The 14,326-nt window shown below is 67.6% G+C and carries 15 protein-coding genes; 5 read left to right on the top strand and 10 right to left on the bottom strand.

Annotation, left to right across the window (positions count from 1 at the left end; translation table 11 throughout):
• Positions 1 to 198: 198 nt before the first annotated feature.
• Together LGN10_RS23125 and LGN10_RS23120 are read right to left on the bottom strand one after the other, a co-directional pair.
• On the bottom strand, positions 199 to 1,008 hold the full coding sequence (locus LGN10_RS23125; RefSeq protein WP_226225122.1) for a DUF2182 domain-containing protein: 810 nt from the start codon (positions 1,006 to 1,008) through the stop codon (positions 199 to 201).
• A 28-nt stretch (positions 1,009 to 1,036) separates the two neighbouring features.
• Entirely contained in the window at positions 1,037 to 1,801 is a 765-nt protein-coding gene (locus tag LGN10_RS23120; RefSeq protein ID WP_226225120.1) for a DUF899 domain-containing protein, read from the bottom strand.
• A gap of 113 nt (positions 1,802 to 1,914) precedes the next feature.
• Here LGN10_RS23120 and LGN10_RS23115 point away from each other — a divergent pair, with 113 nt between their 5' ends.
• The 3 genes from LGN10_RS23115 (at position 1,915) to LGN10_RS23105 (ending at position 4,940) form a co-directional block, all read left to right on the top strand.
• Positions 1,915 to 3,135, top strand: a complete 1,221-nt coding sequence (locus LGN10_RS23115) for a helix-turn-helix domain-containing protein (protein WP_226225118.1) — start codon at positions 1,915 to 1,917, stop codon at positions 3,133 to 3,135.
• Positions 3,136 to 3,166: 31 nt separating this feature from the next.
• Entirely contained in the window at positions 3,167 to 3,853 is a 687-nt protein-coding gene (locus tag LGN10_RS23110) for a glutaminyl-peptide cyclotransferase (protein ID WP_226225117.1), read from the top strand.
• Between the two features lie 121 nt (positions 3,854 to 3,974).
• Positions 3,975 to 4,940: a DMT family transporter gene (locus tag LGN10_RS23105; RefSeq protein ID WP_226225115.1), complete on the top strand. Its 966-nt coding sequence runs from the start codon at positions 3,975 to 3,977 to the stop codon at positions 4,938 to 4,940.
• A gap of 42 nt (positions 4,941 to 4,982) precedes the next feature.
• Here LGN10_RS23105 and LGN10_RS23100 read toward each other — a convergent pair whose 3' ends face one another.
• Both LGN10_RS23100 and LGN10_RS23095 read right to left on the bottom strand, forming a co-directional pair.
• A complete protein-coding gene (locus LGN10_RS23100; RefSeq protein ID WP_050012887.1) occupies positions 4,983 to 5,306 on the bottom strand; it encodes an RnfH family protein in 324 nt (107 codons plus the stop codon).
• A gap of 4 nt (positions 5,307 to 5,310) precedes the next feature.
• Positions 5,311 to 5,748, bottom strand: coding sequence for a type II toxin-antitoxin system RatA family toxin (locus LGN10_RS23095; protein WP_006483809.1), 438 nt, complete (start codon positions 5,746 to 5,748; stop codon positions 5,311 to 5,313).
• Between the two features lie 99 nt (positions 5,749 to 5,847).
• Between LGN10_RS23095 and smpB the strand changes: the two genes are divergently transcribed.
• Positions 5,848 to 6,294 (top strand): SsrA-binding protein SmpB, encoded by a 447-nt coding sequence (gene smpB / locus LGN10_RS23090; RefSeq protein ID WP_006478511.1) that lies wholly within the window; start codon positions 5,848 to 5,850, stop codon positions 6,292 to 6,294.
• Between the two features lie 152 nt (positions 6,295 to 6,446).
• Here the strand turns inward: smpB and LGN10_RS23085 are convergent, their stop codons facing one another.
• From LGN10_RS23085 to ppsA, 3 genes are all read right to left on the bottom strand, one after another.
• On the bottom strand, positions 6,447 to 7,382 hold the full coding sequence (locus tag LGN10_RS23085; RefSeq protein ID WP_226225114.1) for an SPFH domain-containing protein: 936 nt from the start codon (positions 7,380 to 7,382) through the stop codon (positions 6,447 to 6,449).
• Positions 7,383 to 7,415: 33 nt separating this feature from the next.
• Entirely contained in the window at positions 7,416 to 7,850 is a 435-nt protein-coding gene (locus LGN10_RS23080) for an NfeD family protein (RefSeq protein ID WP_060316775.1), read from the bottom strand.
• Between the two features lie 190 nt (positions 7,851 to 8,040).
• On the bottom strand, positions 8,041 to 10,440 hold the full coding sequence (gene ppsA / locus LGN10_RS23075) for a phosphoenolpyruvate synthase (protein ID WP_059573707.1): 2,400 nt from the start codon (positions 10,438 to 10,440) through the stop codon (positions 8,041 to 8,043).
• A gap of 375 nt (positions 10,441 to 10,815) precedes the next feature.
• On the opposite strand from ppsA, the gene LGN10_RS23070 reads away from it, so the two are divergent.
• Entirely contained in the window at positions 10,816 to 11,631 is an 816-nt protein-coding gene (locus tag LGN10_RS23070) for a pyruvate, water dikinase regulatory protein (protein ID WP_011549549.1), read from the top strand.
• Between the two features lie 103 nt (positions 11,632 to 11,734).
• Here LGN10_RS23070 and LGN10_RS23065 read toward each other — a convergent pair whose 3' ends face one another.
• From LGN10_RS23065 to lpxB, 3 genes are read right to left on the bottom strand one after another with little or no spacing between them, the layout of a single operon-like run.
• On the bottom strand, positions 11,735 to 12,517 hold the full coding sequence (locus LGN10_RS23065; protein WP_226225113.1) for a TrmH family RNA methyltransferase: 783 nt from the start codon (positions 12,515 to 12,517) through the stop codon (positions 11,735 to 11,737).
• On the bottom strand, positions 12,514 to 13,158 hold the full coding sequence (gene rnhB, locus LGN10_RS23060; protein ID WP_226225112.1) for a ribonuclease HII: 645 nt from the start codon (positions 13,156 to 13,158) through the stop codon (positions 12,514 to 12,516). The genes LGN10_RS23065 and rnhB overlap by 4 nt, the downstream gene beginning before the upstream one ends.
• Positions 13,155 to 14,324, bottom strand: a complete 1,170-nt coding sequence (lpxB, locus tag LGN10_RS23055) for a lipid-A-disaccharide synthase (RefSeq protein WP_059573704.1) — start codon at positions 14,322 to 14,324, stop codon at positions 13,155 to 13,157. Before lpxB ends, rnhB begins: the two co-directional genes overlap by 4 nt.
• Positions 14,325 to 14,326: the final 2 nt, after the last annotated feature.

Below are 14,326 nucleotides of genomic sequence, written 5' to 3'. Positions count from 1 at the left end.
GCGGTTCGGGGGCCGAATCGTTCGGATCGCCGTTCGGTTCGTTTTCGATCGACTTTCGTTTCACCGCTGCGTCGAGCCATTCGCGCAGCCGGCGGCCGGACGGCACGTGCGCGTGTCGCGGCGAGGCGACACGGGCGCGACGGCGGCGGCCGCGCACGGCCCGGCGACCCGCCGCCGAAGCGGCTTGCCTGCCCGACCTCACGCCAGACCGGCCGCACGGGCGATCATCGCGATGCCGCCCGCCACCGTCCCGCAACCGACGATCCGCCACACGCGCCAGCCGGCAGGCGCAACGCGTTCGGCGGCGATCGCGACCGTCACGGCGGCCATCACGCGCAGGTCCATCATGCCGGCCGCCAGCGCGACCGCCATCAGGTTCCCGCAACACGCGCCGCATCGGATCGCGGCGTGCACGCCGTACCGCCATGCCGTGACGGCCGCTGCCCGTGGCCGATGCACGTCGTGCGCCGTCGGGTGCCGGCAGCACGCGAGCCGCCGCGCCTTCCATTCGGTGAATTGCAACGTGCCCGCGGCCAGCACGACGGCGCCGGCCACGAACGGCATCGCCCCGGCGAGCGCCGGCAGACGGGCAGCGGCCGCCGTCAGCGCAGCGCCGGCCGGCAACACGAGCGCCCCGAGCACCATCCAGACCGAGAAATATCCCGCCCCCGCGACGACGACGAGCCAGACCGACCGCGCCGCCGCCTGCGGGCCGATGCGCCACCGGTAATGCCAGAGCTGCGGCGCGAGCACCGGCAGCATCATCGTCACCGTCATCGCGCCCCACATTCCGGCGAAGGCCGCGAATGCGCGGCCGGCGCCCTGGCCGCACGGCCGCAGCCATACGGCCGAAGCCATCCAGCCGCCGGGCATCGGTTCGCCGCCCATCGCACCCATCGACGCGTGCTGCGCTAGCGTCGCCATCGCGGCGAGCGCGAACACGGCGGTGGCCGCCACGCCGAATGCCCGCGGATCGGGGGCCGCCTCGCCGGTTGCCGTTCGCGTCATCGCGCGCTCCCGCCCGTGGCCGGCCCGCTCAGCCACGCGCATATTCGTCGTGACGGCGCCACCACGGGCCGGCCTCGTTGCGTCCGCGCGGCGCGCGATCGAGCCACTGATACATCCCCCACAATCCGTCGAGGCCGCGCGCGTAGGTCGAATACGTGTGATAGACGGCGCCGTCCTCGCGCACGAACGCGCTCATCCCCGGCCGATCGAGCGCATACGTGACCGGATCGGTGCCGCACGTGGCCGCGAACTGCACGACGGGCGCCGGCGGCGGACCCATGTCCATCGCATGGCCGGCCTTCGCATAGTTGTATTCGACGTCGCCCGCGCGCTGCTGCGCTTCGGTGAACGACACGTTGAAATCGAAGTTGAAATCGCTGCCGACCGACGACGCCCAAGGGAACGTCCAGCCCATCCGCTGCCGGTACGCGAGCAGTTTCGCGAGCGGCGCGCGCGACACGGCCGCGAGCGTCACGTCGTGATGCGCCAGATGCACGGCAAAGCCGTCGAAGCCATCGGCGAGCGCCGAGCACGACGGGCAGCCGGCCTTGTAGTCGGGGCCGAACATGAAGTGATAGACGAGCAGTTGCGAACGGCCGCCAAACAGGTCGTCGAGCGTCGCCTGCCCTGCTTCGGTGTCGAACCGGTAGGTCTTGTCGACGCGCACCCACGGCAGCGCCTGGCGCTGCCGCGCGAGTTCGTCGCTGTGCCGCGTCAGCGCCTTTTCCGCGTCGAGCAGCGCGCGGCGCGCGGCCAGCCATTCGTCGCGGGTGCCGGTGAGATGGGTCGTCATGGTGGGGTCCTCCTTCCGATGGGTTTCCGGGCACGGCGTACGGGCCGTGTGCGTGGTGCTAGATTAGTGGCGGGCATCGGACCGAAGGGAGTGACAAGTGTGTCGGGATTCGAATGGATTCGCTGATCACGGCGGCCGCGCACGCGCTCGCGGCCGGTGACGCGCTCGGCGCGCTGAACCGCGTCGCGCTGCGCGACGATGCGCCGGCGCTCGCGCTGCGCGGGATCGCGCTGGCGCAGCTCGGCGATTTCGAACGGGCACGGTCGCTCGTGCGCGGCGCCGCACGCGCATTCGGCGCGAAGGAAGCGGTCGCACGGGCGCGCTGCGTCGTCGCGGAAGCGGAAATCGCGCTCGCGTCGCGCGACCTGCACTGGCCGACGCGCGCGCTCGATGCGGCCTGCGCGACGCTCGACGCGCATGGCGACCGCGCGAACGCCGCGCACGCCCGCTATCTCGGCGTCCGCCGCTTGCTGCTGATCGGCCATCTCGACGAAGCCGAGCGGCTACTCGCGCATCTCGACCCCGCGCCGCTGCCGCCCGCGTCGCGCGCCGCCCATGAATTGATCGCGGCCGGCATCGCGATGCGCCGCATCCGCACGCACGCGGCCCGCGCGGCGCTCGACCGCGCACGGACAGCCGCCCGCGCCGCCGGCATCGCCGCGCTGGCGGCCGAGGTCGACACCGCGGCGCGCGTGCTCGACGCACCGGCCGCGCGGCTCATCGCGCGCGGCACGTCGCGGCTCGTGCCGCTCGACGAAGTCGAGACGCTGTTCGAGTCGAATGCGCTCGTCGTCGACGCGTGCCGCCACACGGTGCGCGATGCGCGCACGACCGTGTCGCTCGCGCGACGCCCGGTGCTGTTCGTGCTCGCCCGTGCACTTGGCGAGGCCTGGCCGGCCGACGTGTCGAGAAATGCGCTCGTCGCCGCCGCGTTCCGCGCGAAACAGGCCGACGAATCGCACCGCGCGCGGCTGCGTGTCGAGATCGGCCGGCTGCGCGCGGTGCTGCGCCCGCTCGCGAACGTCGTCGCGACGCCGCGCGGCTTCGCGCTCGAACCGCTCGGCGTGCGCGAAACCGTCGTCCTCGCGCGGCCGGTCGACGATCGCCATGCGGCCGTGCTCGCGCTCCTCGCCGACGGCGAAGCGTGGTCGAGCTCCGCGCTGGCGCTCGCGCTCGGCGCCAGCCAGCGCACCGTGCAGCGCGCGCTCGATGCGCTCGCGCAAACCGGCAAGGTGCAGGCACTCGGCCGCGGACGCGCGCGCCGCTGGCTCACGCCGCCGCTGCCCGGATTCGCGACGACCTTGTTACTCCCGCTTGCGCTGCCGGGCGATTAGGATGGCCTCATCGAACGACGAGGTGACGAACATGAAGCGCTCCACCGCAGACATCCTTCACGAGTACGGCCCGTTTCCGGGCGTCGACGGCGTGCACGGCGTCACGTTCGACGGGCGGCACGTGTGGTACGCGTCCGGCGACAAGCTGAATGCGCTCGACCCCGAGCGCGGCACGATCGTCCGCTCGCTCGACGTCGCCGCGCACGCGGGCACGGCGTTCGACGGCCGCCACCTGTTCCAGATCGTCGAGGACTGCATCGAGAAGATCGACCCCGAATCGGGCCGCGTGCTCGCGACGATTCCGGCGCCCGGCGGCGGCGCCGATTCGGGGCTCGCGTGGGCGGAAGGCACGCTGTGGGTCGGCCAGTACCGCGAGCGCAAGATTCATCAGGTGGATCCGCAATCGGGCGCCGTGCTGCGCACGATCGAGTCGAACCGCTTCGTCACCGGCGTGACGTGGGTCGACGGCGAGCTGTGGCACGGCACGTGGGAAGCCGACCGCAGCGACCTGCGGCGCATCGATCCGCGCACGGGCGAAGTGCTCGAGCAGGTCGACATGCCGCCCGGCGTCGGCGTGTCGGGCCTCGAATCCGATGGCCGCGACCGCTTCTACTGCGGCGGCGGCAACAGCGGCAAGCTGCGTGTCGTGCGCCGCCCGACGCGCACGGATGCTGCCGGCGACGGCACGCGGCCAACCCCCGATTCGGCGGACGAATGATTCGCCGCCCGCCGAAGCCGCGTGACGGCCGCACCCGGCCGCGAGTGCAGGAATGAACAAGACGCCGCCGCGCCGGCATCGCTAAGATGCGCGCACCTCAGTCATTCGTTCGGAGCGGTCGATGCAGCGCGGCGTGGTGTACGGTGTCCTGGCAGGCGCCCTGTGGGGCATGGTGTTTCTCGTTCCGCGGCTGCTGACCGATTTCTCGCCGCTGCTGCTGAGCGCCGGCCGCTACACGATGTACGGCCTCGTGTCGCTCGCGGCCGCGCTGCCGGCCGCCCGCTCGCTGCTCGATCGGCTGACCCGCGCGGACCTCGTCGCACTGGTGAGGCTCGCCGTCATCGGCAACGTCGCGTATTACATGCTGCTGTCCGGCGCCGTGCACCTGATCGGCATCGCGCCCAGTTCGCTGATCGTCGGCGTGCTGCCGGTGACCGTCACGCTCGCGGGCCTCGGCGACCAGGGCGCGATGCCGCTGCGGCGGCTCGCCGCCCCGCTCGCGCTCGTGATCGCGGGCATCGTCTGCATAAACGTCGATCTGTTTACGTCCGAAGCCGCGCACGCGACGACGCTCGCCCAGAAGCTTGCGGGTATCGCCTGCGCGGCTGGCGCGCTCGCGAGCTGGACCTGGTATGCGGTGGCAAACACACGCTACCTGCAGCGCCATCACCGCTTCGGCGGCAACGAATGGTCGGTGCTGTGGGGTGTCGTGACGGGCCTGATCGGCGGGCTCTGCTGGCTGGCGATCCTCGCGCTGCCCGCCGGGACGGTACAGGCGGCCGTCCCCGCCTCGCGCTGGCAATTGTTCTGGCTGCTGAACCTCGTGCTTGCGATCGGTGCGTCGTGGCTCGGTAACGGACTGTGGAATGCCGCGTCGAAGCGGCTGCCGCTCACGCTGTCGGGCCAGTTGATCGTGTTCGAAACCGTGTTCGCGATGCTGTATGCGTTCGTGTACGACCAGCGGATGCCGCGCGCACTCGAGCTCGCCGCGCTCGTGCTGCTGCTCGCGGGCGTATACGGCTCGGTGCGACGGCACGGCGACACGCCGGGCGGCGCGCCCGCAAACGCAAACGCCGCGGCCCACTGAGCGCCGCGGCGTTTGATCGGACCAACCTGAGCGCACGACGCGTCAGCGCGCGTCCTTGTGCATCCACTTGCGGCCCTCGATCGAGCCGTCGCGGCGGGATTTGTCGACACGCCGCTGGCGTGCGAGCTTCGGATCGACGATCAGCGGACGATAGATCTCGACGCGGTCGTGATCGACGAGCGGCGCATCGAGCGGCGCGAGCTTGCCGTAGACGCCCGTCTTCGCGTGCGCGAGATCGATCTCCGGGTGCAGCGCGAGCACGCCGCTCGCGTCGATGGCCGAGCGCACGGTCGCCCCTTCGGGCAGCGACAGCGGAATCAGCGTCTGGCGGTCCGGCAATGCGTAGCAGACTTCGATCGACAGCATCGCGTCACCCCTTTCCGTACCGCTGGTCCGCGCGCTTCACGAACGAATCGACGAACGTGTTCGCGATGTGGCTGAACACCGGCCCGATGATCTTTTCGAGCAGGATGCTCGAAAATTCGTAGTGCAGCGCGAATTCGATCTTGCACGCATCGGCGCGCAGCGGAATGAAGCGCCACGAACCCGTGAACTTCTTGAACGGCCCGTCCGCGAACTCCATGTCGATGCGGGTCGGGCGCTGCTGCGTGTTGCGCGTCGCGAAATGCTGCTTGATGCCCTTGAAGTTGATGTCGATGCGCGCTTCCATTCCGCTCTCGTCCTGACGGCGAATCTCGACACCGCCGCACCAGGGCAGGAAATTGGGGTAGTCGGCCACGTCGGTGACGAGGTCGAACATCTGTTCCGCCGAATGGCGAATCAATACGGTTTTCTGGACATCTGCCATAAATCGCGCGGCATCGCTGAAAGTGGAAACGCCAAGCCGGGCAATTGCCGCCCCGCTTTGCTAAAATCGTGATTTTAAACGAGTTGGCCCAATCCTTTCATGAGCATCATCGACAACAGGAAAGCGCACTTCGATTATCACATCGAGGAACGCTACGAAGCGGGGCTCGTGCTGGAGGGCTGGGAAGTCAAGGCGCTGCGCGCCGGACGCGGCCAGATCAAGGAAGGCTACGTCGTGGTGAAGAACGCCGAGATCTTTCTGATCGGGACCCATATCAGCCCGCTGCCCGAGGCTTCGACGCACATCAAGCCCGACCCGGTTCGCACGCGCAAGCTGCTGCTGCACCGCGAGGAAATCAAGAAACTGATCGGCAAGGTCGAGCAGCGCGGCTACACGCTCGTGCCGCTGAACTTCCACTACAAGGGCGGCCGCGTGAAGTGCGACATCGCACTCGCGAAAGGCAAGAAGCTGCACGACAAGCGCGAAACCGAGAAGAAGCGCGACTGGGAACGCGAGAAGGCACGCATCATGCGCGCCGGCACCTGACGCCCACCGCATTCATCGCACACGACACGGCCCGCTCGAAGCGGGCCGTGTTGCTTTGGACGTGGTGAATCGCACCGGCCGGTCGCGCGGCTGCGCGACGATTCGCCGCACGACGACGCGCACGCGGCAACCGCGCGCGCGTCGATGTCGGCTCAGCCCTTCGCACCCGACGCCGCGCCCGCGCTCTTGACGATCGTCAGCGCCGACGAGATCGCGGTGCCGAGATCCGACAGGTTCGACGGCACGATCAGCGTGTTGCCCCGCTTCGCGAGATTCGCGAACGCGCCGACATACTGCTCGGCGACCTTCAGGTTCACGGCATCCATCCCGCCTTGCGACTGGATCGCGCTCGCGATCTTCTGGATCGCCTGCGCGTTCGCCTCGGCCACCGCCAGAATCGCGGCGGCTTCGCCCTGCGCCTGGTTGATCGCGGCCTGCCGCTCGCCTTCGGACTTCTGGATCGCCGCTTCGCGCGCACCCGACGCGAGGTTGATCTGTTCCTGCTTGCGGCCTTCGGAGGCGGCGATCAGCGCGCGCTTTTCGCGCTCGGCGGTGATCTGCGCCTGCATCGCATGCAGGATTTCCTTCGGCGGCGTCAGGTCCTTGATCTCGTAGCGCAGCACCTTCACGCCCCAGTTCGCCGCAGCCTGATCGAGCGCCGACACGATGTTGTGGTTGATGAAATCGCGTTCCTCGAACGTCTTGTCGAGTTCGAGCTTGCCGACCACCGAGCGCAGCGTGGTTTGCGCGAGCTGCGTGATCGCCAGCACGAAGTTGCTCGACCCGTACGACGCCTTCATCGGATCGGTCACCTGGAAGTACAGAACGCCGTCCACCTGCAACTGCGTGTTGTCGCGCGTGATACAGACCTGGCTGGGCACGTCGAGCGGAATTTCCTTCAGCACGTGCCGGTACGCGATGCGATCGACGAACGGCAGCACGATATTGAGACCGGGCGACAGCGTCGCGTGATAGCGCCCGAAGCGCTCGAGCACCCATGCATGCTGTTGCGGCACGATCTTCACCGTCTTCGACACGATCACGATCGCGATGACGAGCAGGACAACCCAGATGATCAGCGAATCCATGAAATATTCCCTCCTTGTTGTATTGGCGGACGATCAGCCCGCGGGTTTCGCCACGACCACGAGACAATTGCCGCGCACGGCGCTCACCTGGTACACGTGCGCATCGTCGCGCTCGCCGTGCGCGAGCTCGACGTCCCAGTCGGCGCCGCGATACTGCACGCGCGCGCGGCCGTCACGCCACGCGTCGACCGTGACGGTCGAGCCGATATCGAGATTGACGTCGGGATTCGCCGACGTGTCGCGCTTCTGCTTGCGGCCGAGCCCCGACCGGCGCAGCACGATCATCGCGACGATCGCCACCGCGGCCGCCGCGCCGAACTGCACGTGCGGCGCGAAACCGGCCAGTTGCAGCAAGCCGCCCGCGAGAAAGCCGAGTGCGATCATCAACAGATAGAACGTGCCCGTCAGCAACTCGGCGACGACCAGCACGCCCACCGCGACCCACCAGAACAGATGCCCCGACATCATTGTGGTCTCCCGAAAAACGCCCCCGATGCTCACTATATTCGCCGCGCTCGCAACTGGGCGAAGCGGCCGGCGCGTACCGACGAAAAAAACACCCCGGTGCTTACCGGGGTGTTTATAGCATGAACCTTGCATTTTGCCTTCAACGAAAGCGCGGTGGACCGCCCTTTCGCCGAAGTTGCATGACGGATCGTTACTTCCGGTTGGCGAGCGCCTGCCACGTATCGATGATCGTGTCCGGGTTCAGCGAGATCGACGCGATGCCTTCGTCGGTCAGCCATTGCGCGAAATCCGGGTGATCGGACGGGCCCTGGCCGCAGATACCGACGTACTTGCCCATCTTGCGGCAGGTATCGATCGCACGCTTCAGCAGGAACTTGACGGCCGGGTCGCGTTCGTCGAAGTCGACTGCGAGCAGTTCCATGCCCGAATCGCGGTCGAGGCCGAGCGTGAGCTGCGTGAGGTCGTTCGAGCCGATCGAGAAACCGTCGAAGTGTTCGAGGAACTCTTCGGCGAGGATCGCGTTGGTCGGGACTTCGCACATCATCACGAGGCGCAGGCCGTTTTCGCCGCGCTTCAGGCCGAACTTCTCGAGCAGGCCGACGACGCGCTCCGCCTGCTTCACGGTCCGCACGAACGGCACCATGATCTCGACGTTGGTCAGGCCCATCTCGTCACGCACGCGCTTCAGTGCACGGCATTCCATCTCGAACGCCTGCGCGAAGTCGTCGGCGATGTAGCGCGACGCGCCGCGGAAGCCCAGCATCGGGTTTTCCTCGTCCGGCTCGTAGCGCGAACCGCCGATCAGCTTCTTGTACTCGTTCGACTTGAAGTCGGACAGACGCACGATCACGGGCTTCGGATAGAACGCCGCCGCGATCGTCGCGACGCCTTCCGTCAGCTTGTCGACGTAGAACTGACGCGGCGACGCGTGGCCGCGCGCGACGCTCTCGACCGCCTTCTTCAGGTCCTGGTCGATGTTCGGGTACTCGAGAATCGCCTTCGGGTGCACGCCGATGTTGTTGTTGATGATGAACTCGAGACGCGCGAGGCCAACACCACCGTTCGGCAGTTGCGAGAAGTCGAACGCGAGCTGTGGATTGCCGACGTTCATCATGATCTTGACCGGGATTTCCGGCAGTTCGCCGCGCTGCACTTCCGTGACTTCCGTCTCGAGCAGACCGTCGTAGATCTTGCCTTCGTCGCCTTCCGCGCACGACACGGTGACGAGCGCGCCGTCCTTCAGGATGTCGGTCGCATCGCCGCAGCCGACCACCGCCGGCACGCCGAGCTCACGCGCGATGATCGCCGCGTGGCAGGTGCGGCCGCCGCGGTTCGTGACGATCGCCGCCGCGCGCTTCATCACCGGCTCCCAGTTCGGGTCGGTCATGTCGGCCACCAGCACGTCGCCCGGCTGCACGCGTTCCATTTCCGACGGATCCTGGATCACGCGCACGGGGCCCGCACCGATCTTCTGGCCGATCGCACGGCCCGTCGCGAGCACCTGCGACTGACCCTTCAGCTTGAAGCGCTGCTCGGCCTTGCCGGATGCCTGGCTCTTCACCGTTTCCGGGCGTGCCTGCAGGATGAAGATCTTGCCGTCGCGGCCGTCCTTGCCCCACTCGATGTCCATCGGACGCTGGTAGTGCTTCTCGATGATGACCGCGTACTTCGCGAGCTCGATCACGTCTTCGTCGGTGATCGAGTAGCGGTTGCGCTGCTCGTGCGGCACGTCGACCGTCTTCACGCGGCCCGGCTCGCCCGGCTGCGTGAATTCCATCTTGATCAGCTTCGAGCCGATCGAGCGGCGGATGATCGGATACTTGTCCTGCGCGAGCGTCGTCTTGAACACGTAGAACTCGTCCGGGTTCACCGCGCCCTGCACGACGGTTTCGCCCAGGCCGTAGCTCGACGTGATGAACACGGCGTCCTTGAAGCCCGATTCGGTATCGATCGTGAACATCACGCCGGCGGCGCCGACGTCCGAGCGGACCATGCGCTGCACGCCGGCCGACAGCGCGACTTCGGCGTGCGTGAAGCCCTTGTGCACGCGGTACGAGATCGCGCGGTCGTTATACAGCGACGCGAACACGTGCTTCATGCGGTCGAGCACGTCGTCGATGCCGACGACGTTCAGATACGACTCCTGCTGGCCCGCGAACGATGCGTCGGGCAGGTCTTCCGCGGTCGCCGACGAGCGCACGGCGAACGACAGCTCGCTCGGCGAGCCGTTCTTCAGCACTTCGAACTGCGCGCGGATTTCCTGCTCGAGGCGCGGCTGCAGCGGCGCGTCGACGATCCACTTGCGGATTTCGGCACCGGCTTCGGCGAGCGCCTTCACGTCGTCGATGTCGAGCGACTCGAGACGCTTGGCGATGCGATCGGTGAGGTCGTTGTGCTTGAGGAAATCGCGGAATGCGAGCGCGGTCGTGGCGAAACCGGTGGGTACGCGAACGCCTGCTTCGGAAAGCTGGCTGATCATCTCGCCGAGCGACGCATTCTTGCCGCCCACGATTTCCACATCGGTCATCCGCAACTGCTCGAACGGAATTACATACGCCTGGTCCTTTGCGACGTTTGCTGCGTTAGTCATACAAGCCCCTAAGTGTGAAAAAAATGCTCGATCGCGCAAGTGGGCTCGAACGCGGGCGCTTGCAAAAAGGCGCGGCGCGTCTTGCGCAACCTGTTAGATAAGCATTCGCAGCGGCGAAAATGTTCAGACCCGATTTGCAAAAATCCCGGCAGAAGGGCGATATTTGCAGACAAATCGCCAGACTTGCCGGGAATTCTGGAATCGTGCGGCCCAGCTACGGGCCGCCGTTCGCGCCCCGCCCCGCAATTGCTTATCCAACAGGTTGCCGCTATTCTACCGTGCCGGCTGCCGGATGTGGCGCGACCTTGTCACTGCGTGTGGAGGCGAACCTCCAGCGGTCCGCGCAACCGCCCTTCACGCTCGACGTCCAGATTCATGCTGCCTACCGTATTCATCGTCTCCGACGGCACCGGGATCACTGCCGAAACCTTCGCGCACTCGATCCTCTCCCAGTTCGACCAGAAATTCCGCCTCGTGCGCGTGCCGTTCGTCGACTCGCTCGACAAGGCCTACGCGACCGTCGAGAAGATCAACGAGGCCGCCGTGCACGACGGCCGTCGCGCGATCGTGTTCACGACGCTCGTGGACAGCGAGTCGAACGACATCGTCAAACGCTCGAACGCGCTCGTGCTCGACATGTTCCAGCGCTTCGTCGAACCGCTCGAGCAGGAACTGGAGCTCAAGTCGAGCCACGCGATGGGCCGCGGCCACCAGAACGCGGACACCGAGGAATACAAGACGCGGATCGAGGCGATCAACTTCTCGCTCGCGCACGACGACGGCCAGTCGAACCGCAACCTGTCGGAGGCCGACGTGATCCTGGTCGGCGTGTCGCGCAGCGGCAAGACGCCGACGAGCCTGTACCTCGCGATGCAGTACGGCGTGAAGGCCGCCAACTATCCGCTGATTCCGGAGGATTTCGAACGCGGCAAGCTGCCGTCGGCGCTGGCGCCGTACAGCGAGAAGCTGTTCGGGCTGTCGATCGACCCGCAGCGCCTGTCGGAGATTCGCAACGAACGCCGACCCGGCAGCAAGTACGCGGCGCCCGAGAACTGCCGCTACGAGATCAACGAGGCCGAGGCGATGATGCGCCGCGAAGGGATCAAGTGGCTGTCGTCGACGCACAAGTCGATCGAGGAAATCGCGACGACGATCCTGCAGGAAATCCGCCTCGACCGGCAGTCGTACTGAGCGCGGATGCGCGGGCGGCTGTCCAGCCGCCGCCGAAAGCAACAAGGCCGCGTCGAACGCGGCCTTGTTTCGTTTTACGGTAATCAATTGCGCGCGTGCGGCGTCACGCGGGCCGCTGCTGCCGCACCTGCTCGAACAGGCACACCGCGGCGGCGGCCGCGACGTTCAGCGACTCCATCCCGCCCGGCTGCGGAATCGTCACACGATGCGTGGCCGCGTCGCGCCAGAATGCCGACACGCCGGCGCCTTCATTGCCGAACACCCATGCGACGGGCCCCGACAGATCGCAGTCGTAGACCGCCCGCGCGCCGTGCGAATCGGTCAGCGCGACCGGTACGTCGAGGCGTTCGGCAAGCGCCGCGGCTTCGACGTTCTCATGGATCGACAACAGGAAATGCGCGCCCATGCCCGAGCGCAGCACCTTCGACGACCACGCGTAGGCCGTCCCCGGCGCGCAGAACACGTGACGCACGCCGGCCGCCGCCGCGCTGCGCAGGATCGAGCCGACGTTGCCGGCATCCTGCACGCCGTCGAGCACGATCGACGTATGCGTCACGCGCGCGGGCAGCGGGTGCGCCGGCCGGTCGACCAGCAGCAGGAAGCCGACGCCGTTGACGACGTTCGACAACTGCCCGAACAGCGCGTCCGGCAGCGAGACGACCCGCTGCGCGTCGATGCGCGCGACGATCGCCTGCGCCTCCGCGTGGCCGAGCGCGCCTTCGGTCGTGACGCACAGCTCCGGCGTCGCGCCCGTATCGAGGTACGCGCTCGCGAGATGGAAACCTTCGAGCAGCGCCTGGCCGCTGCGGCGCTGCTGGGGTGTCGAACCCGCGAGCGCCTTCAGGCGCTTGTACAGCGGGTTGTCGCGGGAAGTGATGCTTTTCATCGAATCAGATCGAGCGCCGCACGAACCGGCGCGAACGAGCGCCGGTGCGCTTCGCACGGGCCGTGCTCGCGCAGTGCGGCAAGATGTTTCGCGGTGCCGTAGCCCGCATGCACGTTGAAGCCGTACACCGGGAAGCGTTCGTGCAGGTCGACCAGCATGCGATCGCGCGTGACCTTCGCGAGGATCGACGCGGCCGAGATGCTCGGCACGAGCGCGTCGCCACTGACGATCGCCTCGGCGCGCACGCTCAGTGTCGGGCAACGGTTGCCGTCGATCTGCGCAAGCGTCGGCAGCACCGACAGGCCTTCGACGGCCCGCTTCATCGCGAGCATCGTCGCGTGCAGGATGTTCAGCGTATCGATCTCGTCGACACTCGCCGACGCGACGCAATACGCGTGCGAACGCGCGACGATCAGCTCGTACAGCATGTCGCGCTTCTTCGCGGACAGCGCTTTCGAATCGTCGAGCCCGTCGATCGGCCGAGCCGGATCGAGGATCACCGCGGCGGCCACCACCGGCCCTGCGAGCGGGCCGCGGCCGGCTTCGTCGACGCCGCAGACGATCTCGTCCGGGCGGCTGAAATCGAAACCGCCCTGCACGTCGGCCGACGCGCGGCGGCGTGCCGCACGGACTGCGGTCATGCGCGCCCCTTGCGTTGTTCGAGCACGCGCACGACGGCCTCGGCCGCCTTCGCGGCCGTGTTCTGCCGCAGCGAAAGATGCATTTCAGTGAACACTTCGGTCAGCGTGCGGCGGTTCGCGTCGTCGCGCAGTTGCGTGAGCGTCGCATCGGCGAGCGCCTCGGGCGTCGCGAAATGCTGCAGCAGCTCCGGCACGACGAAGCGCCCCGCCAGGATGTTCGGCAGGCCGACATACGGCAGGTAGCCCTGCCGGCGCATGATCTGCCCGGTCAGCCAGGGCACCTTGTACGAGATCACCATCGGCTTTTTCAGCAGCGCGGCTTCCAGCGTGACGGTGCCGCTCTTCACGAGGATCGCGTCGGCGGCCGTCATCGCGACCTGCGAACGGCCGTCGGTGATCGTCAACGCGAGCTGCGGATGTGCGTCGACGAGCGGCTGCAGCAGTTCGCGCAGCGCGGGCGTCGCGGCCGGCATCACGAACCGCACGCCGGGCTCGCGCTGCTGCATCAGCGCCATCGCCGCGAAGAACGTCGGGCCGATCAGCGCGATCTCCGAGCGCCGGCTGCCCGGCAGCACCGCGATCACGGGGCCGTCGGCCGGCAGGCCGAGCGCAATGCGCGCGCCGTGCGTATCGGGTTCGAGCGGGATTTCATCGGCGAGCGGATGACCGACGTAGGTCGATGCGACGCCGGCCTTGTCGAGGATCGCCGGTTCGAACGGGAACAGGCACAGCATGTGGTCGACGGATTTCGCGATCTTCTTGATCCGGCCGCCGCGCCACGCCCAGATCGACGGGCACACGAAGTGGATCGACGGGATGCCCGCGTCGCGCGCGGCCTGTTCGACGTTGAAGTTGAAATCGGGCGCGTCGACGCCGATGAACGCGTCCGGCCGCTCGGCGAGCAGTTGGCGCTTCAGTTCGCCGCGAATCCGCAGGATCTCGGGAATCTGGCCCAGCGCCTCGACATAGCCGCGCACGGTCAGCTTGTCCATCTGCCAGTGCGAGTCGAAGCCCTGCGCGATCATGCGCGGCCCGCCGATCCCGTAATACTGGGCCGATTCGGGCAGCCGCTCGCGCAGGCCGCCGAGCAGCGAGGCCGCGAGCAGGTCGCCCGACGGTTCGCCGGCCACCATCGCGAGCCGGAGCTGGTTGGTCGGAAGCGGCATCG

Origin of the sequence: Burkholderia sp. AU32262 (assembly GCF_020419985.1) — a bacterium.
GTDB lineage: Bacteria > Pseudomonadota > Gammaproteobacteria > Burkholderiales > Burkholderiaceae > Burkholderia > Burkholderia semiarida.
The sequence above is the reverse complement of the archived record's forward strand: the minus strand, read 5'-3'. Positions and strand labels throughout refer to the sequence as shown.

What these genes read in the sequence shown, in the direction of transcription:
- LGN10_RS23115 (WP_226225118.1), top strand. Translation starts at nt 1,915, where the DNA reads ATGGATTCGCTGATCACGGCGGCCGCGCACGCGCTCGCGGCCGGTGAC.
- LGN10_RS23085 (WP_226225114.1), bottom strand. Translation starts at nt 7,382, where the DNA reads ATGGATTCGCTGATCATCTGGGTTGTCCTGCTCGTCATCGCGATCGTG.
- LGN10_RS23095 (WP_006483809.1), bottom strand. Translation starts at nt 5,748, where the DNA reads ATGGCAGATGTCCAGAAAACCGTATTGATTCGCCATTCGGCGGAACAG.
- LGN10_RS23120 (WP_226225120.1), bottom strand. Translation starts at nt 1,801, where the DNA reads ATGACGACCCATCTCACCGGCACCCGCGACGAATGGCTGGCCGCGCGC.
- LGN10_RS23110 (WP_226225117.1), top strand. Translation starts at nt 3,167, where the DNA reads ATGAAGCGCTCCACCGCAGACATCCTTCACGAGTACGGCCCGTTTCCG.
- LGN10_RS23070 (WP_011549549.1), top strand. Translation starts at nt 10,816, where the DNA reads ATGCTGCCTACCGTATTCATCGTCTCCGACGGCACCGGGATCACTGCC.
- LGN10_RS23105 (WP_226225115.1), top strand. Translation starts at nt 3,975, where the DNA reads ATGCAGCGCGGCGTGGTGTACGGTGTCCTGGCAGGCGCCCTGTGGGGC.
- rnhB (WP_226225112.1), bottom strand. Translation starts at nt 13,158, where the DNA reads ATGACCGCAGTCCGTGCGGCACGCCGCCGCGCGTCGGCCGACGTGCAG.
- LGN10_RS23125 (WP_226225122.1), bottom strand. Translation starts at nt 1,008, where the DNA reads ATGACGCGAACGGCAACCGGCGAGGCGGCCCCCGATCCGCGGGCATTC.
- LGN10_RS23100 (WP_050012887.1), bottom strand. Translation starts at nt 5,306, where the DNA reads ATGCTGTCGATCGAAGTCTGCTACGCATTGCCGGACCGCCAGACGCTG.
- ppsA (WP_059573707.1), bottom strand. Translation starts at nt 10,440, where the DNA reads ATGACTAACGCAGCAAACGTCGCAAAGGACCAGGCGTATGTAATTCCG.
- LGN10_RS23080 (WP_060316775.1), bottom strand. Translation starts at nt 7,850, where the DNA reads ATGATGTCGGGGCATCTGTTCTGGTGGGTCGCGGTGGGCGTGCTGGTC.
- lpxB (WP_059573704.1), bottom strand. Translation starts at nt 14,324, where the DNA reads ATGCCGCTTCCGACCAACCAGCTCCGGCTCGCGATGGTGGCCGGCGAA.
- LGN10_RS23065 (WP_226225113.1), bottom strand. Translation starts at nt 12,517, where the DNA reads ATGAAAAGCATCACTTCCCGCGACAACCCGCTGTACAAGCGCCTGAAG.
- smpB (WP_006478511.1), top strand. Translation starts at nt 5,848, where the DNA reads ATGAGCATCATCGACAACAGGAAAGCGCACTTCGATTATCACATCGAG.